The sequence below is a fragment of the Xenorhabdus miraniensis genome (genome assembly GCF_002632615.1).
On the sequence record NZ_NITZ01000013.1, the window covers coordinates 120,259 to 140,851 of the forward strand.

Below are 20,593 nucleotides of genomic sequence, written 5' to 3' on the forward strand. Positions count from 1 at the left end.
ACTGGCGAATGGCAATGAGTCGTTTTATTATTGAGTTTGGTGATCGCCTTGACGGTCATTACTAAGAAATGGCACTTACACAAAATGGTGGACAGGCTCGTACTTAGGGGATAAAGTCTCAGGAATTGGCCGTAATTACAAGTTCAGTATTTCACAACAATTTTAACTGACACTTAGCCATTTAATTTCTCACCCTCTTAATTTTTAAGAGGGTGATGTCTGGAATGCTGCGTTGACTTCCTCTCAACAAATACAAATAATAATCATTATCATATTTATCCTATCCCATCAGGCAATATCATCATGGCGGTGCAAAAAAGCACATTTGGGCACAATAAAATCGCCCAGAAACTCTATTCCGATTACCATCACTGGTTATGCAACTGGATCAGACAAAACAGTGCTTGCCCAAACCATGCCGAAGATCTCACCCATGAGATCTTCATCAAACTGATGCTATCTCCAGATCTGGAAAATATCCGCCAGCCAAGAGCTTTTTTAATGACGATAGCACGCAGAACCCTTTCCAATTACTATCGTAGAAAAAAGCTGGAAGACAACTATCTGGCATATATCAATACACTGCCTGAAATCTCATCAAATTCTTCTGAGTATCAGCTCGTATTGTTAGAACAGCTAGAAAAGATAGATAAAACACTTGATGAGCTTCCGGCAAAAGTGCGGCAGGCTTTTTTGCTCACGCAACTGCAAGGCTGGTGTTACAAAGAAGTCGCGAAAGATTTAGATATCTCAACCAGCTCAGTGAAGAACTATTTACATCAGGCCCATAGAAAATGTCATCCTTTCAACACACTTTGAATGATGATATGCACATATCTGACAACCTCACTGAACGGGCAGCAAAAACCCGCTGTTTATCTGGCAGCGGGTTATTTTTTTAATCGTAAAATCTTTTAACTGCATCGTCGCATCAAAGAATACGATTTTTCTCCAACTGAGCAAGACGGTTAGCTTCCCTTGCCATGCGTTTTTTGCGGGCATCACAGGGTTCAGGGCAATCGCAAACTTTTTCCACACCAATACTTCCCAAACCACCACAACTTCCCTGTATGCTCTTACGCTTAAAGATGTAGCCCAGCGCCATTCCTGCAAAGGCCAGCAGGAAAAAGATAAAAGCAGCAATAAAGACTTCCATAACCTTCCCCCTCTCTTATTTCTTCTGTAAGTATGCCTTAAAAGCCGGGCTATAACGCTCTTCAAAACCGTCTTTGGTTTTAACAATCATAAAGACCGGGATATTCAGTTTCTCAGCCACTTCCATGCCTTTTTCTGGCCCTAACACATCTAAGCCTGTAGAAAAACCATCAGCACTCATACAGGTCTGAGCAATCACAGTGATTGAAACCAGATTATGCGTGATCGGCCTGCCGGTTTTAGGATTAATGGTGTGAGAGTAACGAACGCCATTCTGTTCAAAATAGTTACGGTAATCACCTGATGTTGCTACGGACATATTACCCGGCTCAATAATCTCTTGCGCACTCTGCGCCATACCACTATCCGATGGTTTCTCAATCGCTATCCGCCACGGATTCCCTTTGCCATTGTTACCCAATGTACGAACTTCCCCCCCAATATCCACCATGTAATCTTTGATATTTTGGGATTCCAGATACTCAGCGACAACATCAACACCATAACCTTTGGCAATGGAAGAAAGGTCAACATAAAGTTCAGGAATAGATTTAATCAGGTTATTCCCTTCAACAGACAAGTTATTGATGCCTGTCCAGACACGACGGCTCGCTAATTCTTCATCCGTCGGTGCCTTAGTAATTCGTCCTTCCGGCCCGAATCCCCACAAATTCACCAATGGGCCAACAGTGACATCCAATGCGCCATCTGTCAGTTGATTGATTCGGATCGCTTCTTTGACAACTTTCGCTGTAGCGGCAGAGACCGGAAAAGGTTTATTCACTTCGCGGCTTTGATTAAAACGACTCAATTCAGAATTTGGCCGATAAGTGGACATCTGGTCGTTCACTTCTTCCAATAACCTGTCAATCTCTTTTTGCAGATTTTCAGGAGCAGGTGAAGACGAATCAGCAACATATTTAACGGAGTAATACGTCCCCATTGTTTGCCCATTCAGGTTTTGTTGTTCAGGGCCACCACATGCCGCCAGCAGCACAACAGAAAACAACAATACACCCCAGTGGATAATTTTTTTACTCAGCATAATTCACTCTTTCTGACTCATTCTGGCTCTTTCTGAATCGTCAGCGCCCACTATGTGTGGGCGCTTGTCGTTAAATCAAAATGTTACTATCCCCTTCTGATTCCAAGTCGCCGCTTTGTTGGTTATGCGACAATTCGAAATCTGTCGGGTTGCCATCAGCCACCGAAATCATCCAACAGGATGTTTTCATCTTCTACGCCGAGGTCTTTCAACATTTTGATGACCGCCGCGTTCATAACCGGAGGCCCGCACATGTAGAATTCACAATCTTCTGGTGCCGGATGATCTTTCAGATAGTTTTCATACAGGACGTTATGGATAAAGCCTGTGTAACCATCCCAGTTATCTTCCGGCAGAGCATCAGACAATGCCACATTCCATGTGAAGTTCTCATTTTCTGCCGCCAGTTGGTCAAAATCTTCGGTATAGAACATTTCACGCTTGGAACGGGCACCATACCAGAACGAGATCTTACGCTTAGAGTTCAAACGGTTGAGCTGATCGAAAATATGAGAACGCATTGGCGCCATACCCGCACCACCACCGATGAAGATCATTTCAGCATCAGTATCTTTCGCAAAGAATTCACCGAATGGGCCGGAAATTGTCACCTTATCACCCGCTTTCAGTGACCAGATATAAGAAGACATGATACCTGGAGTAACATCCGGGTTTCTTGGTGGTGGCGTAGCGATACGCACGTTCAGCATGATAATGCCGTGTTCTTCTGGGTAGTTCGCCATTGAGTAAGCACGAACCGTTGGCTCGCTGACTTCAGAAACATAACGGAACAGATTGAATTTATCCCAATCTTCACGATATTCCTGCGGCACATCAAAATCAGAATAACGGGCAACGTGTGGAGGACATTCAATCTGAATGTAACCCCCTGCACGGAATGGAACAACTTCCCCATCAGGAATTTTCAGCTTCAATTCCTTAATGAAAGTGGCTTTGTTGTCGTTGGAGATAACTTCACATTCCCATTTCTTAACGCCGAAGATTTCCTCTGGCAACTCGATTTTCAGGTCTTGCTTAACGTTAACCTGACATGCCAAACGGCAACCTTCTTTCGCTTCACGCTTATTGATGTGAGAAAGCTCGGTTGGCAGGATATCACCACCGCCTTCCTTGATTTTCACACGGCACTGACCACAAGAGCCACCGCCACCACAAGCAGAGGACACAAAAATCCCCTGATTGGAAAGCATATTCAATAACTTGTCACCGGCGGGAGCTGAGAAACTTTTATCCTCTTCGCCGTTGACTTCAACTTTAATATCCCCGGTGTTCACTAACTTGGATTTTGCGAACAAAATCATTGCCGTCAGCACCAACACAATCAGGGTAAACATTACTACGCCTAGAATGATTATATCCATGAATTCTTCCCGCCTTTAGAGCTGCACACCGGAGAAGGACATAAAGCCCAATGCCATCAAACCGGTGGTGACAAAGGTGATCCCCAATCCTTTCAGACCAGCCGGAACATCCGCATATTTCATTTTTTCGCGGATAGCAGCCATCAGAACAATCGCCAGCATCCAGCCCATACCTGAACCGAAACCATATACGATGGATTCACCAAAGTTATAGTCACGCTGTGCCATGAAAGAAACACCACCAAAAATTGCACAGTTAACCGTAATCAACGGCAGGAAAATCCCCAGCGCATTGTAAAGAGCTGGTACATAACGGTCTAAGATCATTTCCAGTATCTGTACCAGTGCAGCAATCACCCCGATAAAGGTAATGAAGTTCAGGAAGCTCAGGTCAACCCCATCCATCAAGGCTCCGTCACGGAGTACCAGATTATAGACAAGGTTATTGGCAGGAACAGAAATTCCCAGCACAACAGTAACAGCAACACCCAGGCCAAAAGCCGTCTTCACATTCTTTGATACCGCCAGAAACGTACACATACCGAGAAAGAAAGATAACGCCATATTCTCGATAAAGACTGCGCGGACAAACAAACTAATATAATGTTCCATTTTGTTTGTTACTCCTTCTCAACCTGCGCAGGTTTCAGCGTCCGCAGACCCCAAATCAGCATACCAATAATGAAGAATGCACTCGGCGCCAGCAGGAACAAGCCATTTGGCTGATACCAGCCGCCATTTTTGATAGATTCCAGCACCGTAATGCCGAACAATTTTCCTGAACCAAACAGTTCACGCAAAAAACCGACCAATAACAGGATAACGCCATAGCCTAAACCGTTACCGATACCATCCATAAAGCTTTCCACTGGCGGTGACTTCATGGCATAGGCTTCAGCGCGTCCCATAACTATACAGTTCGTGATGATAAGGCCAACAAACACTGATAACTGTTTGGAAATTTCGTAGGCATACGCCCGTAAAATCTGGTCTACCACGATAACCAGCGACGCAATGATCGCCATCTGTACAATGATTCGCACACTGCCGGGGATATAGTTACGAATCAATGAAATGAAAAAGTTAGAAAATGCTGTTACCAGTGTTACAGCAATCGTCATAACCAATGCAGTTTCCAGTTTGGTAGTCACAGCCAGCGCTGAACAAACCCCCAAGACCTGTAATGCGATTGGGTTATTATCAAACAGCGGCCCAAGAAGGACGCGTTTTATCTCTTTGTTATCAGCCATCTTTCAAGGCTCCTTCACGCACTTTTTTCAGGAATGGGCCAAAACCGTTATCACCCAGCCAGAAATCAAACATATGCTGAACACCGTTAGAGGTCAGGGTCGCACCGGACAAGCCATCCACTCCGTAAGGGTTATCACCCGCACCACCACGAACGATTTTAAGCGCAGGAACACCCTGTGGGTTATAGAGTTTTTTACCTACCCATTGCTTACGCCATTGTGGATTATCAACTTCACCACCCAAACCCGGGGTTTCACCATGAGAGTAGTAAGTGATGCCGTGGGATGTTACGCCATCAACATCAATGGAAATAAAGGCATACATCATCGACCACAACCCGGAGCCATATATTGGCAGAACCAATTCAGTGGTTTTGCCATGCTCATCCTTGACCAGATAAACTTCTGCCATATTGGCGCGACGACGGATTTTCGCCAAATCCTGCTCTGGAGACAAAGCAATGCTAGTTTCATCACTGCGAAGCGCATTGTTCAGGTCAAAATTACCATTGCCTTTTTCCAGCGTTGCTGTTTTCAAATCAAGCAATTCAGGTTGAATACGGCTGGTATAGGTTTCTTTGATTTCTGCTGTTGTCATATCGGGTTTCAATAAACCCGCTACATCCAGAATATTGCGCTGTTTATCCAGCAGCTTTTGCTCCTGTTGCTGCGCTTTCAAGCCAACTGCTGAGCCGGCAACAACAATCGAACAGACAAGACACAGCACAAAAACAACAAGAAACGTCCTGCCGATGCTGTCATTACTTTTTGGTTTATCATTAGCCACGGGCTTTTCTCCGCTTAATATTGGCCTGCACGACCAGATAATCGAACAGTGGCGCGAACAGGTTAGCGAACAGAATCGCCAACATCATCCCTTCTGGATAGGCTGGATTTACCACTCTGATCAAAATACACATAACACCAATCAGAATGCCGTATGCCCATTTCCCTTTATCCGTAAATGCAGCGGAAACTGGGTCAGTAGCCATAAAGATCATACCAAAAGCGAAGCCACCCAGAACCATATGCCAGTACCATGGCATAGCGAACATTGGGTTGGTATCAGAACCAATCACATTAAACAGGTAAGACGCTGCAATCATACCGGCCATTACACCAGCAACGATACGCCATGAAGCAATACGGGCGAACAGAATGATGGCACCGCCGATGAAAATCATCAGAGTGGAAACTTCACCAATTGAACCGGGAATGTTACCAATAAAAGCATCCATCCAGGTCACAGGTTGACCGGTAATGGTATTTACCAGACCGTGGCTACCTGCGGTTGCCCACTGAGACAATGGAGTCGCTCCAGAAAAACCGTCAGCCGCAGTCCAAACCAAATCACCTGAAATCTGAGCTGGATAAGCAAAGAACAGGAAAGCACGGCCCGCCAACGCCGGGTTCAGGAAGTTACGGCCTGTACCACCAAAGATCTCTTTCGCAACCACAACACCGAAAGTAATCCCCAATGCGGCCTGCCACAGTGGCAGTGTTGGCGGAACAATCAATGCAAACAGAATGGAACTGACAAAGAAACCTTCGTTAATTTCATGTTTACGGATAATTGCGAATAAAACTTCCCAAAATCCACCAACAACAAAAACAACAGCATAAATTGGCAGGAAATAGGTCGCTCCCAGCAACATTTTACTGCCCCACCCGGCATCTGGTGTCAATGACGCACCAAGATACTGAGCAAGTACGTAATGCCAATCAGAAGACAAGACTTGCTGTAAGGCATCTCCATTGTATAAGTGGGTCAGGGCTGGGATCGCCTGATCACCGACGTTGTACATCCCCCAAAACATGGCAGGAAAGACAGATAGCCATACCAAAATCATCATACGTTTGAGATCGATGGCATCACGGACGTGAGAACGCCCTTTTGTTACTGTCCCCGGTGTATAGAAAACGGTGCTCACTGCCTCATAGAGAGGATAATATTTTTCCAGTTTGCCACCGGCCTCAAAGTGGTGTTCTACCTTTTCAAATAAATTTTTCAGGCCCATGAATTACCCTTCCAGCTCAATCTTAGTCAGCACGTCACGCAATACCTGACCGTACTCATATTTGCCGGGGCAAACATAGGTACACAGTGCTAAATCTTCCTCATCCAGCTCCAGACAACCCAGTGCCTGAGCACTGTCAGTGTCGCCTGCAAGCAAGTCACGCAGCAGGTGCGTTGCCATAATATCCAGTGGCATCACACGCTCATAGTTGCCAATTGGCACCATTGAACGCTCTCCACCATTTGTTGTGGTTGAAAAAGCGAAACGTTTGTTTTTCAGGAAGTGACCAATCGTGGTACGGGTAATGGAGAACTTATTGGTTCCTGGTGCGATCCAACCGAACAGCTCTTTTTCACGACCTTCAGTAAGAACTGAAACCAAAGTATGGAAACGACCAAGATAATGACGAGCATCATCTGATTTTGTGCCCCACAATACAGAACCAGAAATAATGCGGTTTTCACCCTCTTTTAGCTGATCTTGCGTCAATTCCAGCAAGTCAGCGCCCAATTGGGTGCGCACCAAACGGGGTGATTTAACCTGCGGCCCTGCCAGAGATACCACACGATCAGTGTAAAGCTCACCTGTAGTAAATAGCTTACCCATGGCGATGACATCCTGATAACCCAGATGCCATACTGTTTTTTGGGCACTGACAGGCTCAATAAAATGAATATGGGTGCCAGCCAGACCTGCGGGATGCGGACCTGCAAACTGGTTATAGGTAATTTGAGCGTTGTTTCCTGCTGTTGGGATCTTTCCAGCGCTATGACAAACGTGGATTTTCCCATCTGTCAATTTTGACAGAATATTCAGGCCATCAACAAAAGCCTCTTCCTGTGTTGCAATAACGACCAACGGATCAGCAGCCAGTGGCTGGGTATCCATTGCCGTGACAAAGATTGCCTTTGGTGTGGAACCGGGAACAGGAGAACGACTGAAAGGACGTGTACGCAATGCGGTCCACAACCCGGATGCAAGCAGATTCTTTTCTACTTGTTCACGGCTCAGACCAGCCAGTTCTGTACGATCATAACAATCAAACGCGACTTTCTCATCACCACTCAATTCAATGACGACAGATTGCAGAACACGACGCTCACCACGCCCGATGGTTACAACTTTCCCGCTTGCGGGACTGGTGAAAATAACCCCTGGATTCTTCTTATCTTCAAAAAGAATTTGACCTTTTTTGACATACTCACCTTCCTTAACCAGCATAGAAGGACGCATTCCAACATATTCTTCGCCCAGTAAAGCAACATGGCGAATTGTCGGACCATCTTCTATAACTTGGGCAGGCGCTCCTGCTATCGGGAGGTTGAGTCCTTTTTTAATTTTAATCATAAGATTTGCACAAGTTTATCAGTTAAATCATATGCTACAGATTACCCTGCGGTATTTCCTTGGGGTAATGCAGCGACTTCAGTAATAAAAAACACCTTGAGCGACATATGTCTCAAGTTATTCACTCCGATAATCGTTACAATTTTCTCTTAAGTTTCGCCGACGGTAATTCTAACATCTCCCCCACTGACTGTCTGATTAATCGAGTGACTTAGCTCAAGCAAATAGGAATAATTTCTTTGCTGAACAGTTAACTACTCGGTAAAGGCGAATTCAACCCTCACTTTTACCTACAACAGTGGAATTTTTGACCAAAAAGTAACTTCACAGAAACTGGAGATCACTGCTATCTTTTATTCTGCATTTCGCCAAAACATGACAACCCGAAACCCAACATTTCGTCAATTTACTCCCTTTTTTACACGGTTATGCTATGAAAAAAACAGTTTCTTATCTTTCATTGGGCTTATTGTTATTACATGTGCCGTTTTTTGCTGCCGCACAAAATGGTTTATCGTGGCTCAAATCATCAACCGACAATTTATCAACCAACAATTCATCAACCGAACAAGCACCATTGAAACAAATTGGCGCCGAAATTTTCATTCAAATATTCAAGGAAGAAAAACTTCTTGAACTTTATACAAAAAACAGAGATGGCCGTTATCAATTAACTCAAAGCTACCCTATCTGTAATTACTCTGGCGGATTAGGCCCCAAAACACTTACAGGCGATTTCAAAAGTCCGGAAGGGTTTTACCATGTAAGCATTAAACAGTTAAATCCGAATAGCCACTATTATCGGGCCATTAATCTGGGTTTTCCCAATGAGTTCGATAAATCCAAAGGTTATTCAGGCAATAATTTAATGATTCATGGTGAATGCAAATCTATCGGATGTTATGCCATGACCAATCGCTATATAGAAGAAATATACCAATACGCGGAAAAGGCACTTTATCATGGACAACATGAAATCAAGATCAATATTTATCCTTTCCGAATGACGTCACAAAATATGAGACGGCATAAAAACAGCAACAACTACCTATTTTGGAAACAATTACAGCCCGCCTATGAATATTTTGCCAACACAGGCATACCAGCCACTATCAACGTAATAGACGGGCGATATGTTGTTAACGCAAAAACTGAAAATCCACCATCCTTCTGGAGTACTGAATCAAACTATACGATTTCCAAGCTGAAATAACGCATAGTTTCCGGATTCAATCCGATGCCAATTTTCGTTTCCGGTTAAAGGTTGAGTGGCAATCACGGATACAACATCCCCTGGCTGGGTATGCTGCTGAAAATCAATTTCAACATCCTGATCCAGTAATTTAGCCTTGCCGAAAGGAGCACGACGCGTGATCCAATGTAATTGGGTTGAACAATAAGCCATGACAAATTCGCCATCTGACAACAGCATATTGAAAACGCCTTTTGCCCTCAATTGATCAGCCAAAGATGCAATGAACTTAAAGACCGCAGGCCAATTGGAAGGACGTTTAGGATATTTCAAGGATAATTGATGTAATATCCAGCAAAATGCCCATTCACTGTCTGTTTCACCTACAGGGCAGTAATTCCCCGTTTTCAGCTTACTATATCCCTTCAGTTGTCCATTGTGGGCATAAGTCCAATATTTTCCCCATAATTCACGGGTAAACGGATGGGTATTCACCAGAGAAACATTACCTCGGTTTGCCTGACGAATATGGGCCACAATCACTTCTGATTTGATCGGGTAGCCCTGAACAAATTGGGCCACCGGTGAGTGACAACTGGATTGGTGGTCTTTAAACGTCCTGTATCCCAATCCCTCATAGAAAGTGATCCCCCAGCCATCCTTGTGGGGGCCGGTATGCCCTCCACGCTGAATCAAGCCGCTCAGACTAAAAACAATGTCTGTTGGCACATTGGCACTCATGCCAAGTAATTCACACATCGCCTACCCCTACCAAACTGCAATCAGGCTTTTACCATTTCTTTTTCAATCAACTGAATCAAGATATGAATCACTTTAATATGAATTTCCTGAATGCGATCCGCATAACCAAAATGTGGTACACGAATTTCAACATCGGCTGTTCCAGCCATTTTGCCGCCATCATTACCTGTCAGTGTAATGACTTTCATTCCCTTAGCACGGGCGGCTTCAATCGCTTTGATGATATTGCCTGAATTCCCTGAAGTTGAAATGCCCAACAGCACATCACCTTTCTGGCCTACAGCTTCTAAGTAACGGGAAAATACATACTCATAACCAAAGTCATTGCTCACGCAGGATAAATGGCTAGGATCGGAAATGGCAATCGCCGGATATCCCGGACGGTTTTCGCGGTAACGGCCTGTCAATTCTTCCGCAAAGTGCATGGCATCACAGTGCGAGCCACCATTGCCACAAGACAGCACTTTTCCTCCTGCCTTGAATGAATCAGCCAGCAAAACAGCCGCTTTTTGAATAGCGTCAATATTTGCATCATCGTTAAGGAATTTAGCCAGCGTGTCTGCGGCTTCAGATAATTCACTGCGGATCAGATCTTGATACATGGACTCATACTCCTGAAAGGTCTGCGGGATTAATAACATCAGTTATTCAGTGTAACGGATTCCCCCTCCTGAAAGAAGATGCCATCACATCTCCATGAAACTATCACGTGTAAAACTACAATCACTTTGTGAGCTAGATTGTAATTAAGATGTAAATACATTGATAAAAGCCTTTTCCTCATCTAAAAAAGAAGGACATCATAACAGGTCAGACCTCTGACAACTCAACCTGAGATTTACAGGAGTTTTACTATGACCGCTCTCAGCATTATTTTGTTTTTAGTCTTGCTTGGTGGGCTTTGTTACCGCAAAGTCAGCCTGACTCTCAGTAGCTTATTGCTTGTTGCCTATACTTTAGTCATGGGCATCACCAGCCTTTGGAGTTACTGGTTGCTGTTACCACTCGCAATTGTCCTGTTCCCGCTTGTCTTTACACCAATACGTATTTCTCTCTTCTCTGCTCCCGGCTTAAAAGCTTTCCGCAAGGTTATGCCAAGCATGTCCACCACAGAGAAAGAAGCAATTGATGCAGGAACAACCTGGTGGGAAGGCGATCTATTCCGTGGCAACCCTGACTGGCAAAAACTGCATAACTATCCAAAACCACAGTTATCCGCTGAAGAACAAGCATTTATTGATGGTCCGGTAGAAGTAGCCTGCCGCATGGCAAATGATTTCGAAATCACCCATGAATTGGCTGACTTACCGCCAGAACTTTGGGCTTATCTGAAAGAGCATCGCTTCTTTGCCATGATCATCAAGAAAGAATACGGTGGTCTGGAATTTTCCGCTTATGCCCAATCTCAGGTACTGCAAAAACTCGCAGGCGTCTCCGGTATTCTGGCAATTACCGTCGGTGTCCCTAACTCTCTGGGTCCGGGTGAATTGCTGCAACATTATGGTACTGATGAACAGAAAAAACATTACCTGCCAGGTCTTGCCCGTGGCGAAGAAATTCCTTGCTTTGCCTTAACCAGCCCAGAAGCGGGTTCCGATGCCGGCGCTATCCCTGATACCGGCGTGGTCTGTATGGGTGAATGGCAAGGTGAACAAGTTCTTGGGATGCGCCTGAACTGGAATAAACGTTACATTACGCTGGCTCCTATCGCGACAGTGCTGGGATTGGCATTCAAACTGTACGATCCTGACCATCTGCTGGGAGATACCGAATCACTCGGCATTACCTGTGCTTTGATCCCAACCAGCACCCCAGGGGTTGAAATTGGTCAGAGACATTTCCCATTGAACGTCCCATTCCAGAATGGGCCAACTCGTGGGAAAGACATTTTCGTTCCTATCGATTACATCATTGGTGGGCCGAAAATGGCAGGTCAGGGCTGGCGTATGCTGGTTGAATGTCTGTCCGTTGGTCGTGGCATTACCCTGCCATCCAATGCGACCGGGGGATTGAAAAGCGCTGCAATGGCAATTGGTGCTTATTCCCATATTCGCCGTCAGTTCAAATTACCTATTGGTAAAATGGAAGGTATCGAAGAACCATTAGCGCGTATCGCAGGTAACTCTTACCTGATGGATGCGGCTGCGACCATGATTACCAGCGGCATCATGCAAGGCGAAAAACCTGCTGTTCTGTCTGCTATCGTGAAATACCATTGTACTCACAGAGGGCAACGCTCCATGATTGATGCAATGGATATCGCAGGCGGTAAAGGCATTTGTCTTGGGCCATCCAACTTCCTTGCCCGTGGCTATCAGGGCTCACCCATTGCTATTACCGTAGAAGGTGCAAACATTCTGACCCGCAGCATGATCATCTTCGGTCAAGGTGCAATTCGTTGCCATCCTTATGTACTGGCTGAAATCGCAGCAGCAGAAGGTAACAATGTGAAAGCCTTTGATAAAGCCCTGTTTGGTCATCTGGGTCATGTTGCCAGTAATACCCTGCGCAGCCTGTGGCTGGGTATTACCAAAGGCAGAACCAGCCGTTCGCCAGTCAATGACACAACTCGCCGTTATTACCAACAGATCAACCGGTTAAGTGCCAACCTTGCCCTTCTCTCTGATGTTTCAATGGGTGTATTAGGTGGCAGCCTGAAACGCCGTGAACGCATTTCAGCTCGTCTGGGAGACATTCTGAGCCAAATTTTCTTAGCTTCCGCTGCGCTGAAACGCTATGAAGACGAAGGCCGCCAGAAAGAAGATTTGCCATTGGTACAATGGGCAGTCGAAGATAGCCTGAACCAAGCTGAACTGGCTATGAACGATTTACTGCGCAATTTCCCTAACCGTTTAGTTGCAGGTTTAATGCGAGTGATTGTCTTCCCATTGGGCCGTGCACATACAGCACCATCCGATAAACTGGATCACAAACTGGCCCAGATACTACAAACTCCTTCCGCAACCCGCAGCCGGATTGGACGTGGACAATATCTGACCCCAAGTGAACACAACCCTCACGGGTTATTGGAAGCCGCATTGCACGATATCATCGCCGCAGAGCCAATCCATGCACGCTTGAGCCGCGAAGCAGGCAAAAACCTGAGCTTTACTCGCTTGGATAAATTAGCTGAAACAGCATTGGCAGAGCATAAAATCACTCAGGAAGAAGCGGATATCCTGAAACGTGCTGAAAACAGCCGACTACGTTCAATCAATGTCGATGAGTTCGCGCCAGATGCGTTTGCTGTACCAAACCCAGTAAAAAAGCCTGAAAGTCAGCGTCAAACTAAAGCAGCCTGATGCTGACCAGAAAATATGATTAATAAAATACGGGGCAAATGCCCTGTATTTTATTTAAACGGATTCCAACGATAACAACTCTTCTATTGTCTGGCGACGACGAATCAAACGCGCTTCTCCGCCAGTAAACATAATTTCAGGAATCAAAGGGCGGCTATTATAATTTGAAGACATCGATGCCCCGTAAGCACCTGTATCGTGAAAGATCAGATAATCTCCGACACTTACCTGAGGCAGCATGCGCGGGATAACGTCTCCACCTTCCAACTGAGTAAAAACATCACCTGATTCGCATAACGGCCCTGCAACGAGTGTTTCGCTCAGATGTGTTTCACACAGATCCGTTTCCTGTAAATTTGCATCATTAGCAATGCCATTTATTGGCAAAACAGAAATATGGTGATAACTGCCATACATAGCCGGACGCATCAAATCATTGAAACCGGCATCCGCCAACACATAATGACGGCTGCCCATAGATTTTACCGCCCGCACTTCTGCCATTAAGATCCCTGATTCAGCAACCAGAAAACGGCCGGGTTCAATTTCCAACTCAACATGATGCCCCACATGTTGCTCAATACGCTGACGGGCTTCATGCCATAGGCTGTAATAATGTTCAGTATCTACCGCTTCTTCACCGATTTTATAAGGGATTGATAATCCGCCTCCTGCTGAAATAGACTGAATATCTTCTCCGCATAATATGGCCTGTTCTACCATCGCATTACATACATTGGCGAGATGCTGATAATCCACGCCTGAGCCGATGTGCATATGCAGCCCCACCAGTTTCAAGCCATGCTGATGGATCTTTTCAATCGCCAAAGGTAGATCCTGATACCAAATACCGTGTTTGCTATTTTCACCACCGGTATTGGTCTTTTGACTATGCCCATGCCCAAATCCAGGATTGATGCGTAACCAGACAGGATGACCAGACTGGCGTTCCCCAATCTGTTCCAACATATCAATAGAGCCAGTATTGACAGGAATATCCAACTCAATAACACGATGCAACGTTGCCTTATCAATCACATCGGCAGTAAAGACAATCTCCGATCTATCTCGCCCTGGTTGAAAGCCTGCATAAAGCGCGCGTTCGATTTCCCCTAATGAAACCGCATCTACTTTCACGCCCTGTTCTCTCATTAAACGCAGGATATGGGTATTGGAACACGCTTTCTGTGCGAACCGGATAACATCAAACTGCTTTAATTTTTTGATTTTCTTAATGATGTTATCACCATCATAAAGCCACAATGGTGTTCCGTATTGAACCGGTAATTGAAGTAAATTCTCAGGGGTAAAATTTTCCCCTGATCCATTAGGAAAAGTTGAGATTGCCATTGAAGTGCCTCACAGAATCAGCAGATGCTTCATTATTGACAACAATAAAGCAGGAATAAAAATATCCATTTAGCTATAGTCTATTCATTCATGATATAGATTAGTCTGTTTTTCCATCAAGAGGTAAATAATATGCCTTCCTGCTTATGGCGACACATTTCATGGCGACATATTGAAATTTTTCATGCCGTAATGACCACTAAAAACCTGACTGATGCGGCAGTTTTATTGAAAACGTCGCAACCAACCGTCAGCCGTGAACTCGCCCGCCTGGAACAGTTACTAAAGTTCAAATTGTTTGATCGCATCAAAGGGCGCTTGTTTCCCACCGCGCAAGGATTGCGGTTATTTGAAGAAGTACAGCGCTCTTATTATGGACTGGAAAGAATAATCAACGCGGCTGACAGTATTCGCCAATTTGAGCATGCACAATTGTCCATTGCTTGCCTGCCAATGTTTTCTCAGTCTTTGCTGCCAAAAGCTTGCCGCAGCTTTATCCAATGTTATCCAGAAGCAAAATTGACCATCATTCCACAAGAATCTCCTCTCCTAGAGGAATGGCTCTCAGCACAACGCCATGATATTGGCCTGACCGAGCACTTACAGACTCCCGCAGGCACTGAGCAAGATACGTTGATCACCTTAAATGAAGTTTGTGTCTTGCCTATTCATCACCCACTCTGCCAAAAATCACAATTGACCCCGGCCGATTTTCACGGACAAAAATTTATCAGCTTATCGATTACAGACAGTTACCGGCAGCTCATTGACACAATCTTTACCGAGCATCATGTCAATCGCAATATGGTAATGGAAACTCATAGCGCGGCCTCAATTTGTGCCATGATCAACGAAGGTATTGGTTTATCGATCGTCAACCCACTCACTGCGCTGGATTATTTAGATAACAAGGCAGGGATCTGCATCCGGCCATTCAGTATCGATATTCCCTTTACAGTGAGTTTAATTAAACCCATACACCGCCCCTCTTCAGAGCCTGTTGAAATCTTTATTCATCATTTAAAACAACAAGCCGCTCAGTTTCCCTTAAAGTTAGCATCAGCTTTTCAGCATTAACTGTTGCCAATGAGGAGATGTTGCAAACCACTCCACCAGGAAATCCAACAACACCCGAAGAGTCGCAGGCATATTCTGGCGGCTGCTATAAATGCCGTAGATCCCCATTGTCTGAGGTTGATAATCAGGTAACAACTCAACCAACTTTCCGGACTTCAAATGAGAAGAAACAGAATAGTAAGGCTGCATTGCTATCCCCGCTCCCTGCAACGTCGCTTCCATTAATACTGTCGATTCATTGGCACTTAATGTACCGCAGACGGGAACTGAATATTTCTCATGCTGTTTTTCAAACAGCCATAAACTTTTGCCAAAAAAGTTATAAGTCAGGCAATTATGTGATGCCAAATCCGCCGGATTTTGGGGAATAGATTTTCCAGCTAAATAAGAAGGGGCGGCACAAACAACAGAATGACAAGTCGATAATGGCCGGGCAATTAGGTTGGGTTCCAGATTATTAGTAATACGGATCGCTAAATCAATCCGTTCCTCAATCAAGTTGATGGCTTTATTATTCATTTGCAGATTGACAGCGATCTGTGGATATAGCCGCATAAATTCAGGTATCGCGACTGACAGCGCACTGATACTCAATGATTGGGAACAACTCAGCCGTAATAATCCTTTCAAAGTCTGCGTTTCCAAAGATTGCTGGACAGGCATTGCTTCCGCTAATTCCATCAACTTTAGACTACGTTGATAAGCACCCTCTCCTGCCGAGGTCAGGCTAATCTTGCGTGTTGTGCGATGTAATAAACGAATACCTGCCCATTTTTCCATTTCAGCCAAATACCGGGATACCATCGCTCTCGACATATCCAAACGTTCTGCTGCCGCGATTAAACTTCCCTGCTCAACAATCGTGACAAATACCTGTGCTGCTGTGACCCTATCCATTTTAACCGCCCCATTCCTCGCTCTGATTAGAACGATATATGCAACAAATAATTGCTTATTTTGTGGTTTTTCAATCGAAAAATGCAACTTATCATACATGCCATTCAAGCAAATAAGTATTTTGATATAGGAATTCGATGATGGCTCGCAAAACAACATCAAATATCGCTCTGGCGGCGACCCTTTCTTTGGGAATGGCATCACTGGCCCAAGCAGCCGATCTCAAACTGGATATCTACAATCCGGGCGAAAAAGGCATTTTCCCTGTTTCTTCTGAAATCATCAGCGGCGATCGTGAGGTTGTTCTGATCGATGCCCAGTTTAAGAAAAATGATGCTCAAGAATTAGTGAAAATGATCCAGCAGACAGGTAAGAAACTGACAACGATCTATATCAGCCAATCCGATCCTGATTTTTACTTTGGCCTTGATGTCATCACCGAAGCCTTCCCGAAAGCCAAGGTCGTTGCATCACCGGAAACCATCAAAGCGATCAATGAAACCAAAGACGGTAAATTAGCCTATTGGGGTGGAATTCTTGCCGATCAGGCTCCTAAGAAAGTCATTGTACCTGAACCACTGAAAGGGAATACTTTCACCGTTGATGGCGAAAAACTGATTGTTGAAGGTTTGGATGGCCCGGCTCCTGATCGTACTTTTGTTTGGGTGCCCAAACTGAAAGCAGTTGTCGGGGGTGTCACTGTTTCTGACAATATTCATGTATGGATTGCAGACACTCAAACTAAAGAGTCTCGTCAACATTGGATGCAAACATTGGATCGAATCAAGAGCTTAAGGCCTGAAACGGTTGTACCAGGCCATTATCTGGGGAATTCATCAATGACGTTAGATTCCGTTACCTTCACGCAAAATTATCTGACCACATTGGAAAAAGAATTACCAAAAGCAAAAGATGCTGATGCGTTAATTACCGCGATGAAAAATCACTATCCAGACCTTGCTGATGAATCCAGCCTTGAGCTAAGCGCCAAAGTATTAAAAGGCGAAATGAAGTGGCCTCAGTAAGTTGAATCATTAAGTTAAAAATAATATTCAACAACGCCCTCCAGAGAAACAGCCATATTAAAAAAGCATCTATAAAAATCCGGTATCTATATTTATACCGGATTTTTTAGGTTTTATGGCGAGTAACCGCCTGCTGGCAGTGGCACAGCCTTATTCTGTCCGTAAACAGGTGAGATCTACCTGAATTACAATGGGTAAAGGAAATTGCAACCTTACCTTATCCGTACACCAATGCCCCGGCCTATTAATTCGATAGGTAGTAGTGTATTCACCTATAAGTACAATGCCATGTAAAGTAGGTGTTCAGTGAGACAGCCTGCATTACCCAACGATGGGAAAGGCTGAGGCGGCGGTAACGAGCAGGTGAGGAAAAACGAGTCTGGTTAAGCAAAACTGCCAATAAGACATTTATGTCAAAAAACAATAAATGGGCTGAACGTGTTCGGTGATTTCACATCAGAAGGTATTTTGCACAGCTGATTGCGCCCATTGCCTGCAAATCGCAGGCCGATAAACGGCTGCCTCCCCTGCTTTTCCGTCGGAAAATTTATCACAATATCAGACGAGGATAGCATTATGAGCAATAACCGTATAATCGGCAGCTTAACGATCCGGAAAAAGCTGCTGATTGTTTTAACCTGGCTGGCCATCAGCCCAATGACGCTGGCAGATACCTTAACCCGCGATAACGGTGCCCCGGTAGGTGATAATCAGAATTCGCAGACTGCCGGCTCCGGTGGCTCGGTGCTGTTGCAGGATGTACAGCTGCTACAAAAGCTGCAACGTTTCGATCGCGAACGCATCCCTGAGCGTGTAGTGCATGCACGCGGCGCCGGGGCGCACGGGGAGTTTACTGCTACGGCGAACATCTCCGATCTGACCATTGCGAAAGTGTTTACTGCCGGCAGCAAAACCCCTGTGTTTGTCCGATTCTCAAGCGTTGTGCACGGCAACCACTCGCCGGAAACACTGCGTGACCCACGCGGTTTTGCGACCAAGTTTTATACAACGGAAGGTAACTGGGATCTGGTCGGTAACAACTTTCCCACCTTCTTTATCCGCGATGCCATCAAGTTTCCTGATATGGTACATGCTTTTAAGCCAGATCCTCGTACTAACCTTGATAATGATTCTCGCCGCTTTGATTTCTTTTCACATGTACCAGAATCGATCCGCACACTGACGTTACTGTATTCCAATGAAGGAACCCCAGCTTCTTATCGTAATATGGACGGCAATAGCGTTCATGCCTATAAGCTGGTAAACGCCAAAGGAAAAGTGCATTACGTGAAGTTCCATTGGAAGACTCTGCAAGGAGTAAAAAATCTAGATCCCTTGCAGGTTGAACAGATACAGGGCAAAGACTACAGCCATATGACACACGATTTGGTAGCGGCAATCAATCGTGGCGATTATCCAAAATGGGATCTCTACATCCAAATATTGAAGCCAGAGGATTTGAAGAAATTTGATTTTGACCCTCTGGATGCCACTAAAATTTGGCCAGATGTGCCGGAAAGAAAAATCGGCCAGATGGTGCTGAATAAAAACCCAGACAATGTGTTTCAAGAGATCGAACAGGTAGCGATGGCACCTTCCAATCTGGTTCCCGGGATTGAGCCTTCAGAAGACAAACTGTTGCAAGGGCGCCTGTTCGCATATGCTGATACGCAGTTTTACCGCATTGGTGCAAACGGGTTGAGTCTGCCAATTAACCGACCACACAACCCGGTTAACAACGGCAACCAGGACGGCAGCCTCAACAGCAACCATACACAGGATAAGGGCGTGAACTACCAGCCAAGCCGCCTATACCCGCGCGAAGAGCTGGTTTCCGCACGCTACAGCCAAGCACCGCTGGAAGGCACCACGCAGCAAAGCAAAATCCAGCGCGAGCAGAATTTTAAGCAGACCGGCGAGCTGTACCGCGCTTACAGCAAGAAAGAGCAGGACGATCTGGTGAACAGCTTGGGCGCATCGTTAGCTGGCACAGATATGAAAAGCAAGAACATCATGCTTTCCTATTTCTACAAGGCAGATAAGGACTACGGCACGCGCCTGACCAACGTGGCGAAAGGGGATCTGGCAACGGTACAAAAATTGGCGGATAAGCTCTCTGATTGATTTTAAATGATACACGCCCGCACAAGTGGTGTGGGCTGCCACGCATGCTGATGAGGAAAACGCGATGAAATTGCTTTATCTACTGCTTTGCCTGTTGGCCGCCTCCGCTTTTGCCGCACCGAAGCCGAACGCCGCCAATGAGCTAAACGAGCTACAGGTTAAAAAACAGCTAAATAACTACTTGTGGGATGCTGCGCGAAAAGGAGATGGCGGCGTGATCGATAGCTTTATTGCCGCCAAATATAATCTTAACGTACAGGACGATCACGGTTATACAGCGGTGATCCTTGCCGCCTATCACGGTCATGCGGCTGTGGTGGAGAGCCTGCTTAATGCCGGGGCTGACCCTTGCGTGCACGATAAGCGGGGCAATACCGCGCTGATGGGGGCGATTTTCAAGGGAGAGGTGAAAATTTCCCGTCGACTGATCGCCGCCAAGTGCAATCCGGATACGCGCAACAATGCCGGACAAACGGCGGCCATGTATGCCTCTCTGTTCCAGCGCCACGAGCTGCTGGCAGAACTCAAGGCCAAAGGAGCCGACATGCACGCTACAGATGCCAACGGCAATAGCGTCGCAGCGCTGGCGCGGGGGGAAATCAACGGCCATTAAGGGGGCCACGCTGGAACCGCCGACAATTTTGTCACTCAGTCTGCGGCCATTGCT

Annotated in this window: 19 protein-coding genes; 7 read left to right on the forward strand and 12 right to left on the reverse strand. The window is 45.5% G+C overall.

Annotated elements, in window-relative coordinates; genetic code table 11:
* Positions 1-303 precede the first annotated feature (303 nt).
* Positions 304-819 (forward strand): sigma-70 family RNA polymerase sigma factor, encoded by a 516-nt coding sequence (locus Xmir_RS35725; protein WP_099114731.1) that lies wholly within the window; start codon positions 304-306, stop codon positions 817-819.
* A gap of 112 nt (positions 820-931) precedes the next feature.
* On the opposite strand, the gene nqrM is transcribed toward Xmir_RS35725, so the two are convergent.
* From nqrM to Xmir_RS35765, 8 genes are all read right to left on the reverse strand, one after another.
* Positions 932-1,156 (reverse strand): (Na+)-NQR maturation NqrM, encoded by a 225-nt coding sequence (gene nqrM, locus Xmir_RS35730; RefSeq protein WP_099114732.1) that lies wholly within the window; start codon positions 1,154-1,156, stop codon positions 932-934.
* Between the two features lie 15 nt (positions 1,157-1,171).
* Entirely contained in the window at positions 1,172-2,200 is a 1,029-nt protein-coding gene (locus tag Xmir_RS35735) for an FAD:protein FMN transferase (RefSeq protein WP_099114733.1), read from the reverse strand.
* Between the two features lie 155 nt (positions 2,201-2,355).
* Complete coding sequence (gene nqrF / locus Xmir_RS35740) at positions 2,356-3,582, reverse strand: NADH:ubiquinone reductase (Na(+)-transporting) subunit F (protein WP_099114734.1); 1,227 nt, start codon at positions 3,580-3,582, stop codon at positions 2,356-2,358.
* A 15-nt stretch (positions 3,583-3,597) separates the two neighbouring features.
* Positions 3,598-4,194: an NADH:ubiquinone reductase (Na(+)-transporting) subunit E gene (gene nqrE, locus Xmir_RS35745; RefSeq protein ID WP_086107962.1), complete on the reverse strand. Its 597-nt coding sequence runs from the start codon at positions 4,192-4,194 to the stop codon at positions 3,598-3,600.
* 8 nt (positions 4,195-4,202) lie between these two features.
* Positions 4,203-4,832, reverse strand: a complete 630-nt coding sequence (locus Xmir_RS35750; protein WP_099114735.1) for an NADH:ubiquinone reductase (Na(+)-transporting) subunit D — start codon at positions 4,830-4,832, stop codon at positions 4,203-4,205.
* A complete protein-coding gene (locus Xmir_RS35755; protein WP_099114736.1) occupies positions 4,825-5,619 on the reverse strand; it encodes a Na(+)-translocating NADH-quinone reductase subunit C in 795 nt (264 codons plus the stop codon). The genes Xmir_RS35750 and Xmir_RS35755 overlap by 8 nt, the downstream gene beginning before the upstream one ends.
* On the reverse strand, positions 5,612-6,850 hold the full coding sequence (locus Xmir_RS35760) for an NADH:ubiquinone reductase (Na(+)-transporting) subunit B (RefSeq protein WP_099114737.1): 1,239 nt from the start codon (positions 6,848-6,850) through the stop codon (positions 5,612-5,614). The genes Xmir_RS35755 and Xmir_RS35760 overlap by 8 nt, the downstream gene beginning before the upstream one ends.
* 3 nt (positions 6,851-6,853) lie before the next feature.
* Positions 6,854-8,197, reverse strand: a complete 1,344-nt coding sequence (locus Xmir_RS35765) for a Na(+)-translocating NADH-quinone reductase subunit A (protein WP_099114738.1) — start codon at positions 8,195-8,197, stop codon at positions 6,854-6,856.
* Positions 8,198-8,630: 433 nt separating this feature from the next.
* Here Xmir_RS35765 and Xmir_RS35770 point away from each other — a divergent pair, with 433 nt between their 5' ends.
* A complete protein-coding gene (locus Xmir_RS35770) occupies positions 8,631-9,410 on the forward strand; it encodes a L,D-transpeptidase family protein (protein WP_099114739.1) in 780 nt (259 codons plus the stop codon).
* Here Xmir_RS35770 and Xmir_RS35775 read toward each other — a convergent pair.
* Together Xmir_RS35775 and lpcA are read right to left on the reverse strand one after the other, a co-directional pair.
* Entirely contained in the window at positions 9,381-10,148 is a 768-nt protein-coding gene (locus tag Xmir_RS35775; RefSeq protein ID WP_099114740.1) for a class II glutamine amidotransferase, read from the reverse strand. The genes Xmir_RS35770 and Xmir_RS35775 overlap by 30 nt on opposite strands.
* 23 nt (positions 10,149-10,171) lie before the next feature.
* Entirely contained in the window at positions 10,172-10,753 is a 582-nt protein-coding gene (gene lpcA, locus Xmir_RS35780; RefSeq protein WP_099114741.1) for a D-sedoheptulose 7-phosphate isomerase, read from the reverse strand.
* Positions 10,754-11,005: 252 nt separating this feature from the next.
* Here lpcA and fadE point away from each other — a divergent pair, with 252 nt between their 5' ends.
* Positions 11,006-13,453: an acyl-CoA dehydrogenase FadE gene (fadE, locus tag Xmir_RS35785; RefSeq protein ID WP_099114742.1), complete on the forward strand. Its 2,448-nt coding sequence runs from the start codon at positions 11,006-11,008 to the stop codon at positions 13,451-13,453.
* 54 nt (positions 13,454-13,507) lie between these two features.
* Here the strand turns inward: fadE and lysA are convergent, their stop codons facing one another.
* The gene (gene lysA / locus Xmir_RS35790) at positions 13,508-14,803 is read right to left on the reverse strand and encodes a diaminopimelate decarboxylase (RefSeq protein ID WP_099114743.1); all 1,296 of its coding nucleotides are present in this window, start codon (positions 14,801-14,803) and stop codon (positions 13,508-13,510) included.
* A 132-nt stretch (positions 14,804-14,935) separates the two neighbouring features.
* Between lysA and Xmir_RS35795 the strand changes: the two genes are divergently transcribed.
* On the forward strand, positions 14,936-15,880 hold the full coding sequence (locus Xmir_RS35795; RefSeq protein ID WP_099114744.1) for a LysR family transcriptional regulator: 945 nt from the start codon (positions 14,936-14,938) through the stop codon (positions 15,878-15,880).
* On the opposite strand, the gene Xmir_RS35800 is transcribed toward Xmir_RS35795, so the two are convergent.
* Positions 15,863-16,777 (reverse strand): LysR family transcriptional regulator, encoded by a 915-nt coding sequence (locus Xmir_RS35800; RefSeq protein WP_099114745.1) that lies wholly within the window; start codon positions 16,775-16,777, stop codon positions 15,863-15,865. The genes Xmir_RS35795 and Xmir_RS35800 overlap by 18 nt on opposite strands.
* Before the next feature lie 140 nt (positions 16,778-16,917).
* Here Xmir_RS35800 and Xmir_RS35805 point away from each other — a divergent pair, with 140 nt between their 5' ends.
* The 3 genes from Xmir_RS35805 (at position 16,918) to Xmir_RS35815 (ending at position 20,539) form a co-directional block, all read left to right on the forward strand.
* The gene (locus tag Xmir_RS35805) at positions 16,918-17,802 is read left to right on the forward strand and encodes an MBL fold metallo-hydrolase (RefSeq protein ID WP_099114746.1); all 885 of its coding nucleotides are present in this window, start codon (positions 16,918-16,920) and stop codon (positions 17,800-17,802) included.
* 657 nt (positions 17,803-18,459) lie between these two features.
* Positions 18,460-19,926 (forward strand): catalase, encoded by a 1,467-nt coding sequence (gene katB / locus Xmir_RS35810; RefSeq protein ID WP_208620436.1) that lies wholly within the window; start codon positions 18,460-18,462, stop codon positions 19,924-19,926.
* A gap of 64 nt (positions 19,927-19,990) precedes the next feature.
* Positions 19,991-20,539: an ankyrin repeat domain-containing protein gene (locus Xmir_RS35815; RefSeq protein WP_099114748.1), complete on the forward strand. Its 549-nt coding sequence runs from the start codon at positions 19,991-19,993 to the stop codon at positions 20,537-20,539.
* The last annotated feature ends 54 nt before the right edge of the window (positions 20,540-20,593 follow it).